Origin of the sequence: Pauljensenia sp. UMB1177, assembly GCF_030217965.1 — a bacterium.
Taxonomy (GTDB): domain Bacteria; phylum Actinomycetota; class Actinomycetes; order Actinomycetales; family Actinomycetaceae; genus Pauljensenia; species Pauljensenia turicensis_A.
In genome coordinates, this window is the sequence record NZ_JASOOV010000001.1 from 390,085 (window position 1) to 411,567 (window position 21,483).

Here is a 21,483-nt window from a genome sequence, read left to right on the forward strand (position 1 = left end):
AAAGCTGTTCCTGGTCTCATTTCATGCGTGAGATTGTCGACGTTTATGCGATTGTGTTCGAATTCTTGTGCTCTGACTGTGCGTGAGACTACGTCTTGCTAGCGTCGTTGGTATGAAATACGTTCGTCCTTTTGCTTCGACCTCTTCTGATTCGCGTGCCATCGCGCAGGTTGTGGTGCGTCGTTTCGCGGCAACGACGAATCTGCTGGTTGCTGGTCGCTCGTTTGCGATTCTGACGTCCGCGAGCGCGTCCTCGCCATGGTGGTGCGAGGTGTACGAGGCACTGGGGTCGTTGCTCTCAGGGTTTGGCGCGCATGTCAGGTTTGTGAATTCGGTTGACGAGGCCACCGCTGACGCGGTGGTTGTACGTCCCGAAGAGGCTGACGAGCAATCGTTAGGGCACATTAGTGTGGTGGTGGGCGTGAATGAGGCGCCCGTTGTGCGTGTGAATCCGTCGCAGGTTGGCATGTATGTGAATGTGGATGAGGAGCCTGATGTTCGCCAGATTCCTCCCCACGTTCAGGTTCTTGATTCGGACGGGAAGCTTCTTCGGGATCCCTATGATCCTAAGAATGATGCGAGTTATGCGCAGCGTCGTCTGGCGTGGGCGCGATCATTCATGCCGGTGACGCGCGCGACGGTCAGTGATCTTGTAGCAACGGGCGCTCTTAAGGGTCGTCATGTCGGGCTCGCGTTGGTATTGGAGCCGAAGACGGCGGTGCTCGCTCTCCTGCTGAAGGAAGCGGGCGCGATGGTCAGCGTGTTTGGGCACGCAGATGAAACTCGGGACGATGTGGCGGATCAGCTTCGTGCGGCAGGGCTTGCCGTCTTTGCGGAGTCGAGCGCGACACCGGAGCGTGAAGAAGAGCTTGCTCGCCAGTTTCTGACCAGTGGGATCGAGTTCCTGCTCGATGATGGATCGCATCTGATCCGCATGGCGCATGACGAGACGCGCGCTCCTAACGCTCTGACTACCTTGAAGGGTGCCGCGGAAGAGACGACGTCGGGGATTCGTCCGCTTCGGGGCTTTCCGTTACGCATCCCGGTGATGGCATCGAATGATGCGCGCTCGAAGACTCTTTTCGATAACGCGTATGCGACGGGCCAGTCCTGTTTGCTGACTTCTCTGGACCTCGTTGATCCGCAGTTACAGGGGGTTCCGCTCTGGAATCAGCGTTTCGTGGTTGTGGGCTACGGCGATGTTGGCATGGGCGGTGCTCGCTTTGCCCGCGCGTGTGGCGCTCTGGTGACGGTGGTGGAGCTCGATCCGGTGCGCGAACTGCGCGCTCGCATGGACGGGTTCCAGACAGCCTCGCTTCTCGATGCCTGCGCGAACGCCGATTGGGTGATGAGCGCAACCGGCGAACATGACACGATCACCCTCGAAGCCCTCACTGCAATGCCCGACGCGTGCGTGGTGACAGTATCCGGTGGCGTAACCGACGAAGTTGCCCTTTCAGAGGCTCTCAAAGCCGGTTGGACTTGGGCAGATAGCAATGATCGCGCAGTCGGTCTGCTCTACGTTCCCGCGACGGCTACAGATCCTGCTCTCCCAGGTAGTGCGCAGGGGAACGAGGCCACCCACCGCCACATCACGATCCTCGACAAGGGCGGGTGCATTAACTGCACAGCCGGCGAAGGCAACGCTATCGAAATCATGGATATGAGCTTCGCCGTCCAGGTGTCTTCACTGCGCGAACTGCTCACGCACGAGAACCCCACACACGATCCGTTATCACCGGGCGTGCACTCCCTGCCCGAGGATGCAGATAATCTGGTCGCACGGCGCGCGCTCGACCTGCAGTGGACGACCGAACCCCAACCGATTTCTTTCGCGAAGGAAACTCATGTCTAACGTTCAAGTCTGGTCTGCCGGACTGGTTATCCCGATTACCGCTCCGTCCGTCATGGATGGCGCTGTCGCAGTGAAAGATGGTCGCATCGAGCACGTTGGGGCGCGCGACTGGGTTCTGGAAACGCTGGCCGAGCGCGGACTGTCATATTCGGAGCGCCACTTTGATGGGGTTCTGCTTCCCGGCCTCGTGAATGCGCACACGCACCTGCAGTACACGGGAATGGCCGAAGTTGGTGTCAAGCAATACAGAGGGATGCCCGACTGGATCAGCGGGTTCAACGCCGTCTACGACGCAGGCGGTTTGGATTGGGGTAAGGATGCGTCGACCGGCGCGCACATGCTCCTCGAAGCGGGCACGACCAGCGCCGCCGACGTAGTGACCGATCCCGAAGCCGCGTCCGCACTTCACAACGCTGGCTTACACGGCATCGCCTACTGGGAGGTCATGGACTGGACGAACGACGACTGGAAAGAGCGCGGGCCCGCAACCGTCGAGAAGGCTCTCGACGCAATGCCCACCCCTCCTGCCGTCGGCATTTCGCCACACGCCCCCTACTCACTCGAAGCTGACCCGCTACTCGATCTGCCCGACTTGGCGCGCAGACGCGGAGTTCGACTGCACATTCACCTCGGTGAATCACACTCGGAAGCCGAATGGGCTGAAGGCCGCACGGGCGAACTCTCAGACCTCTGGCGCACCGGTGACTCGTCGTCGTTCACGGCGATGCGCGCTCGCGGTGGCGGTTTCTCAGCGACGCAGTTCGTTGACCAGCTGGGAGTTCTCGGCCCCGACTGCCACGTTGCGCACGGCGTGTACATGACGGCAGATGATCGTCGCCGTCTGCGTTCTCGTTCAACTGCCGTGGCGCTTTGCCCGCGTTCGAACCGTGTCATTGGTTTGGATGCGCCACCCGTGGCCGCCTACCTCAATGAGGGCAATATGATTGCTGTCGGCACCGACTCGCTGTCATCGTCGCCCTCGCTGGACGTAATGGAAGATGTTGCCGTCCTGTTCGATATCGCACGCAACCAGGGGTATCGCGCGTCCGACCTGGCACGTAGGTTACTCAACGCCGCAACACTAGGGGGTGCGTGGGCCATGGGACTCGCGACGGGACCGGATCGCGTCGGTCAGCTTCAAGCGGGCGCGGTGGCAGACCTGTGCGTCATCGATGTCCCTGTTTCCGACATCACGGGCTCAATCGAAGACGTTGTTCGCTACGGCGCGGGTCGCCAAGTTGAAACAGTGATCGCAGGTCAGGTCAGGTTCTCGCGCGACGGAAGCCTCCGATGACCGATCAGCTAGACGTTTCCACCGAGGCGATCGGCCTCGTGAATTCTCTTTGCCTTGAGCCACACCCCGAGGGTGGCTGGTTCCGCAGAACATGGACAGCGCCCGCGGTCGTGGAAACGGAGGGTGGGCGACGAGCGACCGCGTCCGCGATCCTGTTCCTGCTCGACCAGGACATGGAAGCCCGCTGGCACGTCGTCCGCTCCGATGAGTTGTGGCTCTGGCATGGGCCGGGCGCGCTCGAAATCCAGTTCGGCGGAACCGGGGACGCGCCATGCAACCAACCCGAAACCATCATCTTGGGTGCACCCCAGGTTTCGACAGGGAACGAGGCCGGAACCCAGTCCGCATCGCCTTCACCTGATCAGGCCGGAACACCGCAGGTGCCCACCGACGCGGCGAACCCTGTTCAGGTCCTGGTGAAAGCAGGAACATGGCAGCGAACGTTCGCACGCGATAGCGTCGCATTGGCAACGTGTGTTGTCTCACCCGAATTCACCTACGAAGACTGGAGACTCGCAGAAAACGTGTGATTTTCTTGTCACAAACGTCCGTGAAGCAAGATTGCAGACGAATCTGTACATGGTCGCCCCGTAGGCTGAAGAGGTCGCGGAAAACTGCGACTGAGTTTCCCATCAGGCTAACTGGAGGCATGTGATGCGCCGTTCTGTCCGTTCATTCTCCGCTCTCGCGCTGGCAACGTCTGCTGCACTGTTCCTGAGCGCATGCTCGGGTTCTGCTGACACCTCGTCGGAATCTGCCACATCGGTCGCCACTCAGTCTGGTGCGCTTGAAACCGTCACCCCCGGCAAGCTGACCATCGCCACCGGCGAACCAGCCTACTCCCCGTGGGTTATCGATAACGCTCCCGAATCCGGTGAAGGCTTCGAAGCGGCCGTCGCATACGCTGTCGCCGAAGAACTCGGCTACAGCAAGGAAAACGTCCAGTGGACCCGCGCAACCTTCGATTCGTCGATCGCTCCGGGCGCAAAGGACTGGGACATTAACCTTCAGCAGTTCTCCATCACGGACGAGCGTAAGCAGGCCGTTGATTTCTCCAGCCCGTACTACACGACCTCTCAGGCTGTTGTTGCCATTGAAGGCTCCGCTGCTGCCTCCGCTCAGAGCATCGCAAAACTGAAGGATGTTCAGTTCGGCGTTCAGGCCGGCACCACCTCGCAGCAGTTCATCACGAACACGCTTGGCGATCAGCTGTCCAAGCAGGCTTCGATCTACAACAACTCCGACGACACTCTTGCTGCCCTGCAGAACGGCCAGGTTGACGCGATCGTCGTCGACCTTCCGACCGCGTTCTACATGACCAGCGCTCAGATCGATAATGGCGTCATTGTCGGCCAGTTCGAGGCCACCTCCGATGGCGACGACTATGGCATTGTTCTGCCGAAGGGATCGAAGCTGACCGCAGCCGTCACCGCAGCCGTTGATTCCCTGCGTGACAAGGGCACCCTTTCTGAACTCCAGTCCAAGTGGCTCTCTAACACTGTCGCGGTCCCGCTGATCAAGTGACGTTTCGTCAACCGCAGTTTGACTGCCGGCTCGGACGATAGCCGGCACTGATAACGAAGGACAATACGTGTCCCCAGCAGTAAACACTGATGCTACCGACGTGATGGCCGGGCTCCCCGTTTCTGACGTGGAGCTCGGCCGTCGCGCGTATCGGCGTAAGCGTGCAACACAATCGATTCTGATCTCCATGGCCTCGACACTGGTCTTCGCACTGGTCATGTGGTTCGTTATCACCCGCTCTCCCGGGTGGGAACGCACGCAGGAAACCTTCTTCTCAGGCGAGCACTTCATCAAAGCGCTCCCGCAGGTTGCCAAAGGCTTGTGGCTGAACATCCGGATTCTGCTGGTGTCCGTCATCGGCGTTGCCTTCTTCGCAACGTTGCTGGCTGCGGCACGCACTTTGGGTGGCCCGATCTTCTTCCCCATCCGATTCTTAGCGGCTGCGTACACGGATATTTTCCGCGGTGTCCCGTTCCTGGTGGTTCTTTACCTGATTGGCTTTGGTATTCCGGCACTCAACCCGACAACGCGCATCCCAGTCGCGTTCTTAGGCACGGTCGCGCTGATCCTCACCTACACGTCATATGTTGCCGAGGTCCTGCGCGCAGGTCTGGAATCGGTTCACCCGTCCCAGCGTTACGCTGCGCGTTCGCTTGGCTTGACGCACGGCCAGACTTTGCGCCACATCATCGTCCCGCAGGCAATCCGTAAGGTCACGCCGGCATTGATGAATGACTTCATTTCAATGCAGAAAGACGTCGGCCTGATCTCGGTCCTCGGCGCTGTCGACGCGATCCGCGGAGCGCAGATCTACCAGGCAATGACGTACAACTTCACCTCGTACGTCGTTGCTGGCCTACTGTTTATCGTCATGTCATTCCCCTTCATCCGCTTGTCTGACTGGTACACGGCACGCCTGCGCCAGCGCGAACAAATGGAAGGCACCGTCTGATGAGCACCCCCACAGCCCACGTTTTTTTGAACACCGCAAGCACGCCCGTCCTTGAAGCCAAGCGCGTCGTCAAACGATTCGGCGACAACGTCGTGCTTCGCGGGCTGAACCTTGCAGTCAATTCACACGAAGTCGTCGTCTTGCTCGGCGCATCCGGATCCGGTAAGTCCACACTTCTGCGCTGCGCCAACCTGCTTGAGCGCGTTGACGACGGCCAGATTTTCCTTGCTGGCGAAGACATCACTGATCCGTCAGTGAACGTCGACAAGGTTCGGTCACGTATCGGTGTTGTCTTCCAGCACTACAACTTGTTCCCCCACATGTCCGTTCTTGCCAACGTCACTCTGGCGGCACGCAAGGTCCACGGATGGGATCGCGAAAAGGCTGACCAGCGTGGCATGGAACTTCTCAGCCGAATTGGTTTGGAAAGCAAGGCGAAGGAATTCCCCGATCGTCTGTCCGGTGGCCAACAACAGCGCGTCGCTATCGTCCGCGCGCTTGCCACCAACCCCGAACTACTTCTGCTGGACGAGATCACATCCGCACTTGACCCCGTCTTGGTCGGCGAAGTTCTGGACCTCGTCCGCGAAATCAAAGCGCAAGGATCAACGATTCTCATGGCCACGCACGAAATTGGCTTCGCGCGCAACGTTGCAGACCGCGTTGTCTTCCTTGAGCACGGTCGCATCGTCGAGCAGGGAACACCCTCGCAGGTGATCGACAATCCTCAGGAAGACGCGACTCGAGACTTCCTGTCACGAATCCTGCACTAACGCTGTCAGGTACGTGCAGGAATAAAACATGGATGTGGGGCTCCGCGCCAAGGCGCGGAGCCCCACATCCATGTTCAGGACATGTGTTGGGCGAGAGCCCATAACCCCCGCTAGATAATGGACGAATCGGTGACGAACGCGGGTCCGTTATACCCGGACTTGCCAAGCACATTCAGCATCGCGCTCATCAATTCGGTGTGGGACAGGAAGCCCTGTGAGTAGTCCGCGTGCACGATCTCAATTGCCGCCATGCCGTGAACGTCATGTACCGGCTGAGTGGAAAAACGAGACAGCAACAGCATTTCAGCTTCAGCCAAATCGGTCGGGGAACCGAAAAACCAGGTACGCGCTTCCTTCCTACCTTCGATCTCGCCGATATACATGTGGGTCATAATCACACGATTGCCGGCCTCGACAATGTTCTTCCCCATGCGGGTAAAGAGCGAGATCTTTGCGCCCGAATCGAAGGAGGATTCAATCAACGAGTACGCAAAGGCACCGAAACCACGAACAATCAGAGCGTCTGCCAAGTCACCGAGGACCTCGTCAGGGAAAGGCTGTTCGGTGAAGTAGATGCCCTCACCAGCGCGCTCGCGCCCAGTGTTGATATCTCCCTTGCCGAGAATCTCCATATCGTAGCCAGCATCATCCAACGCATCTCGGACTGCTTCAATCTTGGTTTCCGGATAGGGATGAAGTACTGCCGAGTTGGCTGAGTTTCGCTCGATAAAAACGTAGGTCGAGAATCCGTAGGCGAAGCCTTCCATGTCGCACATCCTCAAGGTCGTTGTGTCACCCGCATTGTTGTGCGAGAAACTACCGTTGTTTATCTCATTCGATGTCATTGAATGAAACGCCCCCGAATTGCTTCAGGTGTTGCGTGGCGCTTACATCAAATCTGTTGAGATTGAATGTACTCGAAACAATGGTTTTTGTTTAGAGGTCAAACCCCTGCTTGTGGATAACTCTCAGAATGTCTGAAACCTGTGCACCGCCGATACCAACTTTGGTACGTACGAGAGTAGAAAATGACTCGACGCGCTTGGACGTATCACGCAGGTCGTAGTACTCGGTGATCCTCTGGTCGTATTCAGCCAAAGCTTCTTCATACGAGTCCAAGCACGGATACGTGTTATCGGCGACCGTGACCGACAGGGGCAGGCGAGGCTTGTACTGAGGCGACTGGTCGGGGTGGCCAATGAGCAAGCCGAGGACAGGGAAGGTTAGCTTCGGCAGGTTAAGGGCCTCGATAACCAGTTCCGGATTCGCGTGAATTGAGCCGAGGTAGCACGTTCCCAAGCCCATCGATTCAGCAGCGACAACAACGTTTTGCGCGCTGAGCAGAGCATCGTGAAGGGCGGTGAGAAACAAGTTGACCGTGTGAAGTGGGGTGTCTTCGATCCCCGCTTCTTCGCGAATTCGCGCATTGCGGTACTGATCAGCGACAAAAACCAGAAGCTCGCCTTTCGTGCCACCAACATATGGCTGTCCGGAAGCCTGATGGAGCTTCTCACGAACCTCAGGATCCGTGATCCGCAGGATGGTGCACTGCTGAAGGAATGAAGAAGAGGCAGTCTGACGTGCAACCTCAAACAGTGTTGTCAGTTCTTCTTCGGTAAGCGCCCTGTCAGTGAAAGCTCGGATTGTCCGGTGCCCAAGCTGAGTGGCAATCGTGTCGTTTTCGATGGGTGCTGATGGGCGGGTATTCAGATCAACCATGTCCTTCTCCATGTTCTTCGAGGCTCTTGCAAAGCATCTACGCTTTCGACGATGATCGGGTGATACACGCACGATGCAGGTCAAATCTATTCCGATACTTTCCGCCTGATTTTACTGGTCTTTCCTTAATCTTTAGGTCTTGGCAATGATGAATGAAAGGTCACGTTTTAAATGGGACTCAAACGTGACCTCTGCGGATTTTCAAGAATAATGCACCCGTATGATTGAAAGATGATGAAGAAAACCTCTATTTCTCTGTGCACAATTGCTCTCGCAACCGCTCTTCTTGCAGGTTGCTCGTCAGCTTCAACCGAGACCGCCGATTCTTCGGGTTCCGCTGCAACGTCTCAGTCCGCTTCCGCGTCGACCCAGATGCTGACCATCGAAAAGGATCCCGCAACCATTTCCGGTGCGCTGGTGACTCTTCCGATCAAGCGCGTCCTGATTCTCAAGGTTGATCAGGTAGCTGCCGCACACTGGACCGGCACCGTTGAAGACGCGTCGATCGCAGAGTTTGTTGCCGGCACCGATTCCGATGCCCCGATGATCAAGCCTCTGGCTGAAGGCGACACGACCGCAACACTGACCTCCCCCGAGGGTGAAACCATCACCTTCGACCTGTCGGTTACTCCGGGCGCTCGCTGAGTCGCTCACCTGAACTCAATACGACTGTCCTCGGGGGCGGGTTGCTACGGCAACCCGCCCCCGAGTTTCATATGGATGCACCCACCACACCGAGCTCCACGGGGCTCATCAGCCAGAAGACACCTGCACAACTCGTCGCAACGGCAACGAATACAGTCTTAGCTGAAACGAGGCCGGGGCCGGGGTGCAACGCCCCCGGCCCCGGCCTCGTGAATACAGAAACTAGCGGATAGCCTCCATGATTCGCACACCATCGAGAAGTGGCATGTACGGTAGCGGATCAACCTCAGCCTCAAGGACAAAACTTGTCAACTGATCACGCACAACGGCGCGTAGAGCATCTGCATCCCACGGCTTGGAAATGTAGTGGTCCAAGCCTGCTTCGTTCAGTGCACGGATCGTGTCATCTTGATCAGCCTGACCGGTAACCAAGACCGTGCGAGCCAGCTCGAAGCGATAGTCCTTCGTCAGCTCAATGAGGAAGTCAACGCCGGAACGACCGGGCAGCCGATGGTCCGACAAGACCAACGCCAACTGATCGTCGTCCGCCTCGATATCTTCCACCGCAGCCCACGCATCGTCCGCATCTTCGGCGACCTCAAGCCTGATCTTCGACCAGAATTCTTCAAGGTCACGCTCGATCGCGTCGCGCACGTCTGCTTCGTCTTCGAGAACCAGAATTGCCAGTGTCATCGTTCTACCTCCATTGGTGTGGACGCTTCGTGGGTTGAATGGTCGGCGGGGGAATCTGCGCCGGTCTGAGAAGAATGGGTACCAGTGACACTCTCAGTAGCAGAATCACCAATCATCGGGAATCGGGCTGTCATCACCGTACGCCCTGGGCGAGATTCAACAGTGAGCTCGCCACCGTGGTCGGCAATGATCGACCGAACAATGGACATTCCCATGCCTAAGCCGAATCGAACCATGCCCGCCTTCGTGGTGAAGTGTGGTTCAAAAATCTTATCCACCAGTTCCGGCGAAATGCCAGGCCCGTTATCGCCGATGACGACGCAGACGTGACCATCCTCAACCCGGGTGGTGATGTCGATCTGCGCGGGGGCTTCACCGCGGGCAGGCGCACATTCTTCACCTTTCGCTCGCCGATCTTTGATAGCGTCGCGCTCATCGTCAATCGCTTCGGCAGCGTTGACCAGAATGTTGGTCCACACCTGCTGAAGCCTCGAGGGAATCCCCATGATCGGTGGAACATCTTCCTCGTCGCGGGTAACGACGATGTCACGCATCCTGTATCCGGTCAACCGAATAACGTCATCGACTCCTTCACGCACATCGATGGGGTGCAGTTCTACCGCGTCGGGACGCGCGTACCCCTTGAGCGACTTCGTCAGATCGATGACGCGGTCAGAGGCTGCGCGAATAGAACGGAGCGATGAACCGATCCTTGAACCGGATTCGACGACATTAAGCGCCTCATCTCCCCCGCGCGCCAAAGCTTTGGCCGTCGCAGCCTCCGTCACGCCGGCAAGCATGAGGCGACGCGCCAAGCGCCGGTCTCCGCCCGCCGAAGACAAGAGCGACTTCACAATTTCGCGTTCCGTGGCCGTTGAGCGAGGAGGAGCTTCCAACGCAGAGCGCATGGACGTGCGCGCTGGCTCAAGCGATGGCGACGTAGACAAAACACGGTCGATGTCTTCATTTAAGTGTTCTGCCGCGCGCGCCAGCGCAGTGATCGGATTATTCAGTTCGTGCGCTATGCCTGCCGACAGTTCGCCGAGCATCGCGAACCTCGCCTTATTGACCAATTCCGCCCTGGTGCTTCGAAGGTCTTCAAGTGTGCGCGCCAATTCCTGCTTCTGCCTCTCAAGGTCGGCGGCAAGCATCGCGTTTTCCAAGTGGAGGTCTTCGGCGCGCATCAGTCTGCGAGTCAGCGACTGAATCGCAAGCGCGGCCAGAGGGGTCGCGAGAGACGGTTCTTCAAGCAACGCAATCGACAGCTGTTCGTGGGTCAGCCGGACAACTCGGGCCGTCGACGTTGCAGTCGCCGTGAAGAATGCGTTTTCTCGTCGAGCAAGGGAGACGAGACCAATGAGAGGGCCGGATGATGCAAGGTGCGCAAGGACTTCCCCGCCATTGGAATCACGGTGCAGTGAAACATCGCCGTCGAGCACAAGGTGGACAGCGCCAACCGGCTGGCCCTGAACGGCAAGTTCCGTTCCTGGTTCAATAACGAGGCGCGGTCTGGGACCCAGAACCTTTTCAACGCCAATAAGAAGCTCGCGAACAACATCATGCTCGCTGTGATCAAGGCCTGTCAGCAACGGACCGCGTACGGCGTTCGCTGGTGGATCACCGAGAAGAAGATGGATCTCGTCATCAGTTCGACCGTCTGCTTCAAGGTGGCCCACCATCGTCGAATATGACTGGCCCAGAAGAAGCGGAACAGTCCAGGGAACCGAAATCACGGACGCCAAACGGTCGGACGTGGTCGCTCGTGCCAAGTCGGTGTGCTCGTCCTGATCCGTCACCACCAGCCAGCGGGTGGGCTCCAGAATTGGACGACCGTCCATTTGATCCAGCAGATCATCGATCTGAGTGACTTCGGACGTCACCAGACCTAAGACCACGTGGTCAGCCGGGCCCAGGGAGGCATCGTAAATATTCAGGTCAGCGCCAGAATCGATGCGATCCAGACAAAGATTCGGGAATGCGATCCCCATATCCGTTGTCAGTTGGCGAGCAAGACCCCTCGAGTCATCACCGATGACAAGGATGTGGACGTGCGCATCCTGCTTGTGCCCTCTTTCGCGGACATTCGAGCGCTCCCACGGATCTTGCTTGTTCAGCACACAATTATGCAGACCTCGCGGGGCCTCGCCCCCGGGCGGAACTGAATCAGAACCCACGGTGACCATCTCAGATCACTCCGAGTGCGCCCCACGTTAGCGGTGCAACGAAAGAGAGCAGGACGACGCCCAAGACACCAACAACGATGCCAACGATCGCCATTTCGCGAGTCGGCGTTGTCCCCGTCGAGTAGGCGATCGCGTTCGGCGGAGTCGAAATCGGAAGGCACATACCCAACGAGCAACCGAGTGCCAAGACGATAGCGATTTCGGTAGCCGGCGTTGAAATCGTCGTAGCCAAGCCCATACCCATCGGAATCAAGAGGTTTGCCGACGCAGAGTGCGAAATAACGTTCGAGGTCACCCAACCAACCAGGGCAAGCACCAAGAGGAGCATGATCGTCGGGATCGATCCCCACTGGATAGAGCCAAGCATCCACTTATCCAAGCCCGTGTTACCAACGCCGGACCCAAGAGCGATACCACCTGCGACCAGCCACAACACAGGCCAGTCGAGGGCTCGAAGGTCGTCACCGCTCATAACCTTAAAGACCATCAGTGCAACGACAGGGAAGAAACCAACGATATTCGCCGACACACCGTGGAGCGATTCAGTCATCCAGAGCAGGATCGTCAGAAGCGAAACGACATAGAAGATCTTCGCGTTTCGCGACATATCGAACGTGGCCGTCATATCAATGTCGAACTGCGCATCCTTGGGAATGTAGCGCCACGAAATAAACAACCACGAGACCGCCAAAACAATCAGCATCAACGGAACAGCGGCGATCATCCAGTCAAGGAACGTCACGGAAATACCCGCAGTCTGCAGTGCGCCCAGGGCGATTGCATTCGGGGGCGTACCGACCGGCGTTCCCATACCGCCCACGTTGGCGGCGACGGGGATCGACAGTGCAATGCCTGTTCTTGCCTTACCTTCGGGCAACGCCATGATGACCGGCATCATGACCGCGAACATCGTGGCGGTCGTTGCCGTATTCGACATGAACATACTCATCAGAGCGGTAATGAGCATGACGCCCATGACCGTCAAGCGTGGTTTGCCCAGGAATGGCTTCAACAGGACAGCTGAAAGCGCGCGGTCCACTTTATATTTCGCCGCGCCATCGGCCACCATGAAACCACCCAAGAACAGGATGATCACAGGGTTGGCGAGCGCTCCGAAGAAGACGGTGTATTTGGGTGCTTCTTCACCGACGGGAATAATCGCATGGTCGGACACGAAAAGAACTTCGAGAAAAATCACCAGCGTCGCAGTCGCTGCCAGCGGAATCGCTTCGGTCACCCAGAGGAGGATCGCGGCAAGAAAGATGCCGAACATACGCGAGCCTTCGACTTCCAGCCCGGGAAGACGCACGAATAGGAAGGTGATGATAGCGATTGCTGCGCTAATCTGTCCGAAGAGTTTCAGCGGGCTAATCCCGTTTTCTTTCTTCGGTTTTTGGCGCGTAGTCATGTTCTGGGCAGAACGCGGATTCACTTCCACATGTGAGTGGCGCGAATGATGAAGGTGATGAGAGCGACTCATGGGATGAAGACCTCGTTGTCTTTGAAAATGCCGACCGTCATGCCGATTTTATGTTGCCCGTCACAGAAAATCTGCTGGTCGAACAACAACGCTGAAATTGTTAACAAATAACCGATATCCGCGGGCGTGCTTAGCCCACTGCGCACAAATGCCCCGTTCAAGGCACACTTAAACCATGAGTAAACGGCGCACTCCCCTAGCCCCCGCAGAAGTCGCAACCGGCGGCATTCTGGCGGGACTGTCGATTGCACTCGGACTCGCAGGAACGGTCATACCCGTGCTCTCCATCTTCTTCACAATCGGGTCAACAATCCCGATTGCGATGATCACCGCCCATATGCGCCCGCGCGCCAGCCTTGGCACCGCTCTCATCACGATCTTGATGTCACTGGCAGTCGGCGGTATCCAAAGCGCGCAGACCGTCGCTCAGGCTGTCGCCGTCGGCCTTGTTGTCGGCTACCTCGCGCGCAAAGAAGCCCACCGCGCTTTCGTTTACGGCGTGGCACTGTTGCTTGGCATCGCAGGCGGGGCCCTCACATGGCTCCTGCTTCTTGTACTTTCTGAATCGCGGAACCTCGTCCTTGAATCACTGCGCACAACGACCAACGGGTACATTGCCCTGATCGGGAAGATTCCCGCGCTGGCACCACAAACGGACGCCGTTCAGGCAATCATCAACACCTGGATTGAGCACTGGTACTACTGGATTCCACCCCTTGGAGCTCTTGGCATTTTTGTGTTGACGCTAGTTGCTCACTGGCTGACGATGAAGGTTCTACGTCGTATCACGATTACTGCGCCGTGGGATCCGTTGGTGGACACGGCAAACCGCGAGCGCACTGACACCCCGACTACCCCCGACCCGTTCCCTATTTCATTGCGTGATGTCACCTTCACCTACCCGGGGTCTGATACTCCGGCTTTGCGAGGGATCACCCTCGATATCAGTGATGGCTTCACGGTGATCGCGGGCCCGAACGGATCCGGCAAGTCCACCCTCTCCCTTGTCCTCGCTGGCGCGCAACCGACAAGCGGGCAGGTGATTCGACCTGGTGGTGTCGGTTTGGGGGACGAGGCCGGAACTGCTGTTGTCGCTCAACGTTCTGAGTTGCAGTTCCTCGGTGACACGGTGGCCGAGGATATTGCATGGGGAATGAGTGACGATGAGCGTGCTTCGCTGGACCTTCCCGAGCTTCTTCACACTGTCGGTTTGGAGGGTCTTGAAGATGCTTCTCCCCGACGTTTGTCCGGCGGTCAGTTACAGCGCCTATCTTTGGCTGGTGCTCTTGCGCGTAAGCCTCGCGTGCTCATTTCCGATGAATCCACGGCGATGATTGATTCGCCTGGCCGGCGCGAGCTTCTTGAGGTTCTGCATGGTCTGCCCGCTTTAGGAACGTCCGTCATTCATATTACGCACGATGCAACCGAAGCAAGTAGTGCTGACACGCTGATTCGTCTGCGCGATGGGCACATCGATACTTCTGATGCACCCGACCCTCTTGAAGATACGTACTCGCAGGTCACACCTGTTATTGAGCGGAGCATTGCAGTTCCTCAGCCCTATCAGGGCGGGTCAATTGACCACCTGTGGGTGAAGAATGTCGGGCACGCCTACGATGTTGGATCCCCGTGGGAAAACACGGTTCTCAGTGACGTCTCATTTATTGTTTCGCCCGGTCAAGCACTACTGATCACCGGCGAGAACGGGTCAGGCAAGTCCACCTTGGCGCGGATTCTAACCGGGTTGATGCGACCAACGTGGGGCGAGTGCACGCTTGGTGGCTCCCCTGTTTCTCTTCGAGTGGGTGACGTCGGGTTAGCGCGACAGTTCGCGCGCCTACAACTACAACGTCCAACGGTCGCAAAGGATATTTTGGCGGCCGCGAAAGTGGGTGCAGCTGTCGGCTCGTCCGATTCGGCTCGCCGCCACCGAGGCGCCTCGTCGACTCTGGTTGATTCTGACCAGCTTGTCGCTAAAGCCTTGGCCGAAGTGGGACTGCCCGGCGACCTTGCATCGCGCAACGTTGATGATCTTTCCGGCGGTCAGATGCGTCGCGTCGCCCTGGCGGGAGTGTTAGCGTCACACCCGAAAGTGTTGGTGCTAGATGAACCTTTCGCTGGGCTTGATGTCGAATCGCGACGCTTACTCAGTGACGTGTTGAGAAAGCGGAGAGCGGACGGGCTTGGGCTGATCATCATTTCGCACGATACGGATGAGCTGATCGATCTGGTCGATAATCACCTGCATCTTGCCCAGGGAGTGATCCGATGACGCGCGTGCGTTCACGTAAGACATATCGCCCCAGCGGATTCACTCTGCCCCGCCCGCTTCCATGGACGTCGCCTCTGACGCGTACCAGCCCGGAAGTCATGATCGTCTGCTGGACGGTACTCACATCGTTCCTGCTCGTATGGCCGAAGTGGCCGACGCTTGGACTGGTCGCTATCCCCCTAATCCTGGCAACCGTGATCTCACGCGTTCCACCGAAGGCCGTTCGCATTCCCCCGCTCTGGTTCTGGTCGGGCGTGATCGGCGGATTCATTGGCGCGTCGATCGGCGGAGGTTTCTGGGTTTTCCTGCGACTCTGCGTGCTTGCTCTGCTCGTGTTGTGGGGAACGTACCTGCTGGCGTGGACATTCTCTACCGCGCGCCTCGCAACTGCGTTGTCGCACCTGATCTATCCACTGAAGTGGATTGGTGCTCCCGTTGATGAGTGGGCTGCGATGATGGCACTCGCCCTCAAGTCGCTTCCCATATTGGGCGATCAAGCATCCGCCGTCGTAGACACTGCGCGCCTCAGGATGGGCAACGATCTCATGCGAGCATCGTTTACGACGCTAGTGAAAGCCGGGATCGACATCATCACGGCGTGCCTGTCGGCGGCATCGCGAAGCGCCGTCGACACGGGACGCGCAATGAGTCTTCGCGGTGGCACCCTGTTCACCCGCGGAAAAGGCAGTCAACTGAACTGGCCAGACCTCGTCGTCATCCTCATCGTCGTAGCCGACATTACGGGAATTGTCGCAGCGCACCTGCTGGTGTGATGCGCGCGTGCACGCCCTGATATTCCAACATAATTGGACGGAAAATATCTTCCATTTGACGTGCGCACACTTTTGCCCGTAATCTTTTCAACGCACGCGCGAGTGGCGGAATAGGCAGACGCGCACGGTTCAGGTCCGTGTCCCAGAAATGGGGTGGGGGTTCAACTCCCCCCTCGCGCACCACGTGTTTCTTAGCTGAAAAGCTATCTTCGGCAGATTTGCCGGCACCCCTTATATTCACCCTTGGGTGAAGTACATCCTCTTTTCTTCCCTTCTTTTTCGTTGCACCCGAGGCTTCCCTGCGGACGCAGATGGAGTTCGCAGACGTCGGCGGTCTCATCAATCATTCACGTGGCCACGCACACCGGCGTACCCCTACCACTAAAAGTGGGCGCGAAACCAATTACATGAGATGCCCCATGAAAGTGCCCGCGATAGCACTTTATTGATGGGGGTGGGGTAGCGTTAAACGCGTAGTTACACAGTTTCATTGCAGTACCCCACGTTTTTCCAAGTGTTTTTCGTTGTGTGTGCAGGAGGTTGGGTCACTATGCCGTCGCCGAACTCGGCACGGTACGACTGCTCCTAGTTCTTTCCTTATTGCTTGGGGCGCACACAGATTGGAAACACCCATGACCACTGGTGTTGTGAAATGGTTCAACGACGACAAGGGCTTCGGCTTCATCACTCCCGATGATGGCTCCGCAGACGCTTTCGCTCACTTCTCAAACATCGTTCAGGCGTCTGGCCGTCGCACCTTGATCGAAGGCGAAAAGGTTGAGTTTGACGTCACCGCAGGTCCGAAGGGCCCGCAGGCTGAGAACATCCAGCGTCTCGGCTGAAACTCTACGTTTTCACTTCACTGCTCGGCGCATACTGGCGTGATCGGTAGCGATCATCGTGATCGCATGCTCGCGCACAGATAGCCGAAACAGGACAGAGGATCCCCGAGCTTTACAGCTCGGGGATTGTTGTATGCACTTTGGCCTCACACATGCTTGGCAGGCCGTAGCTTTGCGTCAAAGATGTGATGTCAGGCTCAACAGTGGAAACGTTTCCGACACTTTGCTAAATTAAATGGTGCTGGACGAGGTTAGTTCCTCGGCAGCGAAACTGACACATTGCCGTGCGGGGCATGTTCAGTGCTTCGCATAGCGCTGAACAAAGGAAACCACCATGGCTCACATCGTCAAGTCTGAAATCTCCCGCGCCTCTTGGCAGACCACCGCTGATGTCACCGCTCTGGTCGTCGCAGTCGTCATCCTCGCAACCCTCGGTATTGCAGGCGCCCTCGCCGCATCTTCCCCCCTCTCCGTTGCAATCGCAGCGCTGGTCGGCCTGACTGCAATCCTGTTCGTTCCCGCAACCTACGCAATCTCGCAGCAGCAGAACGAAACTCTCTGATAGGTAATTCGGGGCGCGCAAAGAGGCGCGCCCCCGCATAGTCGCGCGACGCCAGTTCGTCGCGCTTTTTGTTTGCCTTCTTCCGGCTCGTCCGCATTCCGCTTCTCTAGAACCACTCTTCAACTTCCCTGACACACGTTGCTTCCCCGGCGCCCGGCTTCCCCATTCACGTCGCGTCGCTCGCGTAAGCAGATGCGCAAGGTGCGCGAGCAGATTGCCGGTACGCCTGACGCCGATTGACGAGGCCACGCTCGCCCACACATCTCGATTCACCGTTGGTGGCGCGCGACGGGTGGGGCCGATGCCGATTAGTCTTCTTCGCGACGCGTGTAGTTGGCGAAGCGCGCCAGGTGTCCTTGGAAGAGCGCAGTGATCGTCTTCGTTGCGCCCGCACGGTGTTTGACGACATGGATTTCTGCTTCGCCCGGACGATCGTCTTCGTTGTAGTAGTCGGGGCGGTGAAGCAGCATGATGATGTCTGCGTCCTGTTCCAGTGATCCGGATTCACGCAGGTCAGACATCATGGGGCGCTTGTCGGTTCGTTCTTCGGACTTACGGTTCAACTGGGCGACTGCGACGACGGGAACGTCGACTTCCTTCGCCAGAAGCTTGAGGCTTCGCGAGATTTGCGAGACTTCCTGCTGACGCGATTCGGCTTTGCCACCAGTTGTCATCAGCTGGAGGTAGTCAACGACGACCAATCCAAGGTTCTGTTCCTGCTTGAGTTGACGGCACTTTGAACGAATTTCCGTCATCGTGATGTTGGCGGAGTCGTCAACGTAGAGGGGAGATTGTGCGACCTTGCCGATGGTGTTGGCGACCTTGCGCCAATCGTCATCGTTCATGGTGCCTTTCTGCATCTTTGTCAGTGGTACGCCGGATTCTGCGGACACCATACGCATGGCGATTTCTTGCTGGCTCATTTCGAGCGAGAAGATCAGTGACGTGATGTCGTGCTTGATTGACGCCGAGCGACAGAAGTCCAGTGCGAATGTGGACTTACCCATTGCCGGTCGGGCTGCAACGATGATCATCTGACCACCCTTGAGGCCCTGCGTCAGGTCATCCAGGTCGGTAAAGCCGGTGGGCACACCGAATAGATCGTCGTTCTTTTGAATGGCTTCAAGGTGTTCAACCAGCGAATTCACCATCGTGTTCATCGACACGTAGTCGGTGGATGCACGGTCGGTAGCGACGGCGAAGATTTCCTGTTGAGCCTGATCGACAAGCTCATCAATTTCCGCGCCTTCTTCGGAGTATCCCAATTGAACGACTCGCGTTCCGGCACTGACCAAGCGTCGCATAATGGATTTTTCGCGAACGATGCGCGCGTAGTAGCCGGCGTTGGCGGCAGTAGGAACCGATGCCATCAATGTGTGCAGGTAGGGCCTGCCACCAATTTTTGTCAGAGTGCCATCGTGCTGGAGCTTGTCAGACACCGTGATGGGATCGGCAACCTGGTTTTGTCCGAAGAGTTCAACGATCGCATCGAAGACAATCTCGTGTTTCATCGAGTAGAAGTCAGATCCACGAATCTCTTCGGTGACATCAACGATCGCGTCAACGGTCAGGAGCATGGAGCCAAGGACAGCAACTTCAGCTTCGTTATCATGCGGTTGGACGCGATCAAACTCTTCTGCCACTGCTTCTCCTTACGCCAGTATCGTGATACTTCGGTGTCTCGCGAGCATAACCCCGCATGGACGTTCTGCCCACTCTCAAGGTGAACTTGAATGGGGATAACGTGCGGAAAAGGTGTGGACAATACAGCGTGTTATCCACAGCATGGTGTGGACAGTATGTGGATAGTTTTACTTGTTGAAGAATGCTACACAAGTCTTTTCGGCGCGATTTACCGAAAGCAATGGTATACGTTGTCCACAGATATGTGCACAGATTGTGGAAAACAAAGTGAAGGAAAAATAGTGGACGACACGCCCAAAGGTTCATCGAACTCTCAACCCCAACTTGAGGCTTCGGCGGCACTGTCTTCACCCTCCACACCATCCGACCAAAAAGCCGAAACCCCCTTCAAAAACGGCAGGATCCAACCCCATAAATACCGCAGTATTACGCGGAAAATCTTCACTTTAGCAATCCCCGCTCTCGGTTCTCTCATCGCCGAACCCCTATTTACTTTCATCGACTCTGCAATGGTGGGAAACCTGGGAACACAGCAGCTCGCAGGGCTTTCCGTAGCCTCCCAGATCCTGCAAACAGTCATTGTTTTATTCGTTTTTCTGGCGTATTCCACAACTTCATTAACAGCTCGGGCGCTCGGTTCGGGGGATAGAGCGCACGCTTTTGCACAAGGCATGAACGCCACGATTTTGGCGCTGGGGCTAGGCATCCTCTCCACCGTCGCTCTCATTGCCAGCGCGAAGCCCCTTGTGGGTCTGTTGACCCAAGATCCCGAGGTCTCCCATCAGGCGACCATGTACCTGATCGCGTCAGCTCCCAGCCTGATCGGCACCCTGGTCGGATTCGCCGTAGTCGGAATGTTGCGTGGCCTTCAGGACACGCGCACACCGCTGATCGTCACCGCTGTCGGCACACTCGTCAACATCGCCTTGAACGCGACGCTGATGTACGGCTTCAAGTTGGGTGTCGCAGGCTCCGGTATCGGCACCTCGGTTTCATTGATCGGCATGGCGAGCGCGTATGTTGCGATCCTCTATTCGCATGCTCGAGCCGAAAAGATCACCCTTCGCCCCGACGCCTCAGGCATCGCGCACGCAGCGATTGAAGGCGCCCCACTGATCGTCCGCGGTGTTGCTCTGCGCGTCGCTGGACTCGCAACGATCTGGCCGGTGTCCCATCTTGGTGCCAGCGAAGTCGCGTCCTACCAGGTGGTCCTGACAATCTGGACTCTCGCATCTTTCATCCTTGATTCGTTAGCAATCGCTTCGCAGTCCCTCGTTGGGTTCGCGGTCGGCAAGGGGTCCTCGTCCGAACTCCGTGAGCTCCTTAAAGTACTGACCATCTGGGGTCTTGGAGTGGGCTTCATCCTGACCGTGCTCATCGCGTTCTTGTCCCCTTGGCTTCCCCTGACATTCGGTTCGGACCCGGTGATGCATGAGCTCGCAAAGTGGGGACTGGCCGCGTCCGTGCTTGGTTTCCCATTCTGCGGTGTGGTGTTCATGCTTGACGGCGTCCTGCTCGGCGCTGGTGACAACATGTTTTTCGCGATTGCGGGTCCCCTCCAGCTGGCCATTCTTCTGCCCGCGCTTGGAGTTGTCGAATACCTCAGGCAGGCGGGCGCTGCCTCGTCGACCATCGTCGTGGGAGTCTGGCTGGCCTACGCCCTCGTCTACCTGGGTGCGCGATTCGCGGCGAACATCTGGCGCACCTGGTTTTCCGAAGGCGGGCTCTTGCGTTCAATGTCAGCTACCTCATAGGTGATTGACGAGGCCCGGTAAAGCACTCACATCGCAGGAAGTGAGTGACACAGCACTACCTGACTCCACTAGCGCGCGGACTCATTTTGACGGTAATCTTGAGTCTTGGATTGTCGTTGCACCAGTAGCGACTTTCCACGCGTTTGCAACCCGCAAATGCACACGCATTACCCTCCTGTCACGGACCGTCCGTGACCGCAAAGACCACAGGAGGTGGGATTAACAGTGCGTAACTACGAACTGATGGTGATCCTCGATCCTTCGATCGATGAGCGCACCGTCGCCCCCACGATGGAAAAGTACCTCGCACCCGTCACCGCAAACGGTGGCTCGATCGAGAACATTGACGTCTGGGGCAAGCGTCGTCTTGCATACGACATCCTCAAGCGCTCCGAAGGGATCTACGTTGTCATTAACATGACCACGACTCCCGATGTCGCGCTCGAGCTCAACCGCCGCATGGGTCTCGACGAGACAATCCTGCGCACCAAGCTCCAGCGCCCCGACGCTCACTGAGT

20 protein-coding genes and 1 tRNA gene are annotated in these 21,483 nt (G+C 57.5%); 15 read left to right on the top strand and 6 right to left on the bottom strand.

Annotated elements, in window-relative coordinates:
* Positions 1-112: 112 nt before the first annotated feature.
* The 6 genes from QP442_RS01670 (at position 113) to QP442_RS01695 (ending at position 6,398) form a co-directional block, all read left to right on the top strand.
* Positions 113-1,855: an adenosylhomocysteinase gene (locus tag QP442_RS01670; protein ID WP_285069534.1), complete on the top strand. Its 1,743-nt coding sequence runs from the start codon at positions 113-115 to the stop codon at positions 1,853-1,855.
* Positions 1,848-3,149 (top strand): amidohydrolase family protein, encoded by a 1,302-nt coding sequence (locus QP442_RS01675; protein ID WP_103632851.1) that lies wholly within the window; start codon positions 1,848-1,850, stop codon positions 3,147-3,149. The genes QP442_RS01670 and QP442_RS01675 overlap by 8 nt, the downstream gene beginning before the upstream one ends.
* Entirely contained in the window at positions 3,146-3,679 is a 534-nt protein-coding gene (locus QP442_RS01680) for a cupin domain-containing protein (RefSeq protein WP_103632852.1), read from the top strand. The genes QP442_RS01675 and QP442_RS01680 overlap by 4 nt, the downstream gene beginning before the upstream one ends.
* Before the next feature lie 124 nt (positions 3,680-3,803).
* Positions 3,804-4,673, top strand: a complete 870-nt coding sequence (locus tag QP442_RS01685; RefSeq protein ID WP_219585571.1) for an ABC transporter substrate-binding protein — start codon at positions 3,804-3,806, stop codon at positions 4,671-4,673.
* A 103-nt stretch (positions 4,674-4,776) separates the two neighbouring features.
* The gene (locus tag QP442_RS01690) at positions 4,777-5,625 is read left to right on the top strand and encodes an amino acid ABC transporter permease (protein WP_219585844.1); all 849 of its coding nucleotides are present in this window, start codon (positions 4,777-4,779) and stop codon (positions 5,623-5,625) included.
* Entirely contained in the window at positions 5,625-6,398 is a 774-nt protein-coding gene (locus QP442_RS01695) for an amino acid ABC transporter ATP-binding protein (RefSeq protein ID WP_257878462.1), read from the top strand. The genes QP442_RS01690 and QP442_RS01695 overlap by 1 nt, the downstream gene beginning before the upstream one ends.
* 110 nt (positions 6,399-6,508) lie before the next feature.
* Here QP442_RS01695 and QP442_RS01700 read toward each other — a convergent pair whose 3' ends face one another.
* Positions 6,509-7,165, bottom strand: coding sequence for a hypothetical protein (locus tag QP442_RS01700; protein ID WP_006680628.1), 657 nt, complete (start codon positions 7,163-7,165; stop codon positions 6,509-6,511).
* Between the two features lie 169 nt (positions 7,166-7,334).
* Positions 7,335-8,117: an NADPH-dependent oxidoreductase gene (locus QP442_RS01705; protein ID WP_257878461.1), complete on the bottom strand. Its 783-nt coding sequence runs from the start codon at positions 8,115-8,117 to the stop codon at positions 7,335-7,337.
* 231 nt (positions 8,118-8,348) lie between these two features.
* On the opposite strand from QP442_RS01705, the gene QP442_RS01710 reads away from it, so the two are divergent.
* Complete coding sequence (locus tag QP442_RS01710) at positions 8,349-8,762, top strand: hypothetical protein (protein WP_006680626.1); 414 nt, start codon at positions 8,349-8,351, stop codon at positions 8,760-8,762.
* 222 nt (positions 8,763-8,984) lie between these two features.
* Here the strand turns inward: QP442_RS01710 and QP442_RS01715 are convergent, their stop codons facing one another.
* From QP442_RS01715 to QP442_RS01725, 3 genes are read right to left on the bottom strand one after another with little or no spacing between them, the layout of a single operon-like run.
* Positions 8,985-9,455, bottom strand: a complete 471-nt coding sequence (locus QP442_RS01715) for a response regulator (protein ID WP_006680625.1) — start codon at positions 9,453-9,455, stop codon at positions 8,985-8,987.
* Positions 9,452-11,638 carry a sensor histidine kinase gene (locus tag QP442_RS01720; RefSeq protein WP_219585570.1) on the bottom strand — a complete coding sequence of 729 codons (2,187 nt, stop codon included), beginning with the start codon at positions 11,636-11,638 and terminating at the stop codon, positions 9,452-9,454. Before QP442_RS01720 ends, QP442_RS01715 begins: the two co-directional genes overlap by 4 nt.
* 1 nt (position 11,639) lies before the next feature.
* Positions 11,640-13,046 carry an SLC13 family permease gene (locus QP442_RS01725; protein WP_179370314.1) on the bottom strand — a complete coding sequence of 469 codons (1,407 nt, stop codon included), beginning with the start codon at positions 13,044-13,046 and terminating at the stop codon, positions 11,640-11,642.
* A gap of 32 nt (positions 13,047-13,078) precedes the next feature.
* Between QP442_RS01725 and QP442_RS01730 the strand changes: the two genes are divergently transcribed.
* The 6 genes from QP442_RS01730 (at position 13,079) to QP442_RS01755 (ending at position 17,567) form a co-directional block, all read left to right on the top strand.
* The gene (locus QP442_RS01730; protein ID WP_257878460.1) at positions 13,079-13,213 is read left to right on the top strand and encodes a hypothetical protein; all 135 of its coding nucleotides are present in this window, start codon (positions 13,079-13,081) and stop codon (positions 13,211-13,213) included.
* An 80-nt stretch (positions 13,214-13,293) separates the two neighbouring features.
* Entirely contained in the window at positions 13,294-15,390 is a 2,097-nt protein-coding gene (locus QP442_RS01735) for an ABC transporter ATP-binding protein (protein ID WP_179370096.1), read from the top strand.
* Positions 15,387-16,163, top strand: a complete 777-nt coding sequence (locus QP442_RS01740; RefSeq protein WP_103632859.1) for a CbiQ family ECF transporter T component — start codon at positions 15,387-15,389, stop codon at positions 16,161-16,163. Before QP442_RS01735 ends, QP442_RS01740 begins: the two co-directional genes overlap by 4 nt.
* 96 nt (positions 16,164-16,259) lie before the next feature.
* A tRNA-Leu gene (locus QP442_RS01745) sits at positions 16,260-16,346 on the top strand.
* Positions 16,347-16,795: 449 nt separating this feature from the next.
* Positions 16,796-17,005 carry a cold-shock protein gene (locus QP442_RS01750; RefSeq protein ID WP_006680620.1) on the top strand — a complete coding sequence of 70 codons (210 nt, stop codon included), beginning with the start codon at positions 16,796-16,798 and terminating at the stop codon, positions 17,003-17,005.
* A 334-nt stretch (positions 17,006-17,339) separates the two neighbouring features.
* Positions 17,340-17,567 (top strand): hypothetical protein, encoded by a 228-nt coding sequence (locus tag QP442_RS01755; protein WP_006680619.1) that lies wholly within the window; start codon positions 17,340-17,342, stop codon positions 17,565-17,567.
* 308 nt (positions 17,568-17,875) lie between these two features.
* Here QP442_RS01755 and dnaB read toward each other — a convergent pair whose 3' ends face one another.
* The gene (gene dnaB, locus QP442_RS01760) at positions 17,876-19,210 is read right to left on the bottom strand and encodes a replicative DNA helicase (RefSeq protein WP_006680618.1); all 1,335 of its coding nucleotides are present in this window, start codon (positions 19,208-19,210) and stop codon (positions 17,876-17,878) included.
* A gap of 243 nt (positions 19,211-19,453) precedes the next feature.
* Here dnaB and QP442_RS01765 point away from each other — a divergent pair, with 243 nt between their 5' ends.
* On the top strand, positions 19,454-20,965 hold the full coding sequence (locus QP442_RS01765) for an MATE family efflux transporter (RefSeq protein ID WP_218840470.1): 1,512 nt from the start codon (positions 19,454-19,456) through the stop codon (positions 20,963-20,965).
* Between the two features lie 225 nt (positions 20,966-21,190).
* Positions 21,191-21,481 carry a 30S ribosomal protein S6 gene (rpsF, locus tag QP442_RS01770; protein ID WP_006680616.1) on the top strand — a complete coding sequence of 97 codons (291 nt, stop codon included), beginning with the start codon at positions 21,191-21,193 and terminating at the stop codon, positions 21,479-21,481.
* Positions 21,482-21,483: the final 2 nt, after the last annotated feature.

Coding starts and splice junctions, on each gene's coding strand:
- QP442_RS01670 (WP_285069534.1), top strand. CDS start 113: ATGAAATACGTTCGTCCTTTTGCTTCGACCTCTTCTGATTCGCGTGCC.
- QP442_RS01675 (WP_103632851.1), top strand. CDS start 1,848: ATGTCTAACGTTCAAGTCTGGTCTGCCGGACTGGTTATCCCGATTACC.
- QP442_RS01680 (WP_103632852.1), top strand. CDS start 3,146: ATGACCGATCAGCTAGACGTTTCCACCGAGGCGATCGGCCTCGTGAAT.
- QP442_RS01685 (WP_219585571.1), top strand. CDS start 3,804: ATGCGCCGTTCTGTCCGTTCATTCTCCGCTCTCGCGCTGGCAACGTCT.
- QP442_RS01690 (WP_219585844.1), top strand. CDS start 4,777: ATGGCCGGGCTCCCCGTTTCTGACGTGGAGCTCGGCCGTCGCGCGTAT.
- QP442_RS01695 (WP_257878462.1), top strand. CDS start 5,625: ATGAGCACCCCCACAGCCCACGTTTTTTTGAACACCGCAAGCACGCCC.
- QP442_RS01700 (WP_006680628.1), bottom strand. CDS start 7,165: ATGGAAGGCTTCGCCTACGGATTCTCGACCTACGTTTTTATCGAGCGA.
- QP442_RS01705 (WP_257878461.1), bottom strand. CDS start 8,117: ATGGTTGATCTGAATACCCGCCCATCAGCACCCATCGAAAACGACACG.
- QP442_RS01710 (WP_006680626.1), top strand. CDS start 8,349: ATGATGAAGAAAACCTCTATTTCTCTGTGCACAATTGCTCTCGCAACC.
- QP442_RS01715 (WP_006680625.1), bottom strand. CDS start 9,455: ATGACACTGGCAATTCTGGTTCTCGAAGACGAAGCAGACGTGCGCGAC.
- QP442_RS01720 (WP_219585570.1), bottom strand. CDS start 11,638: ATGGTCACCGTGGGTTCTGATTCAGTTCCGCCCGGGGGCGAGGCCCCG.
- QP442_RS01725 (WP_179370314.1), bottom strand. CDS start 13,046: ATGACTACGCGCCAAAAACCGAAGAAAGAAAACGGGATTAGCCCGCTG.
- QP442_RS01735 (WP_179370096.1), top strand. CDS start 13,294: ATGAGTAAACGGCGCACTCCCCTAGCCCCCGCAGAAGTCGCAACCGGC.
- QP442_RS01740 (WP_103632859.1), top strand. CDS start 15,387: ATGACGCGCGTGCGTTCACGTAAGACATATCGCCCCAGCGGATTCACT.
- QP442_RS01750 (WP_006680620.1), top strand. CDS start 16,796: ATGACCACTGGTGTTGTGAAATGGTTCAACGACGACAAGGGCTTCGGC.
- QP442_RS01755 (WP_006680619.1), top strand. CDS start 17,340: ATGGCTCACATCGTCAAGTCTGAAATCTCCCGCGCCTCTTGGCAGACC.
- QP442_RS01765 (WP_218840470.1), top strand. CDS start 19,454: ATGTGCACAGATTGTGGAAAACAAAGTGAAGGAAAAATAGTGGACGAC.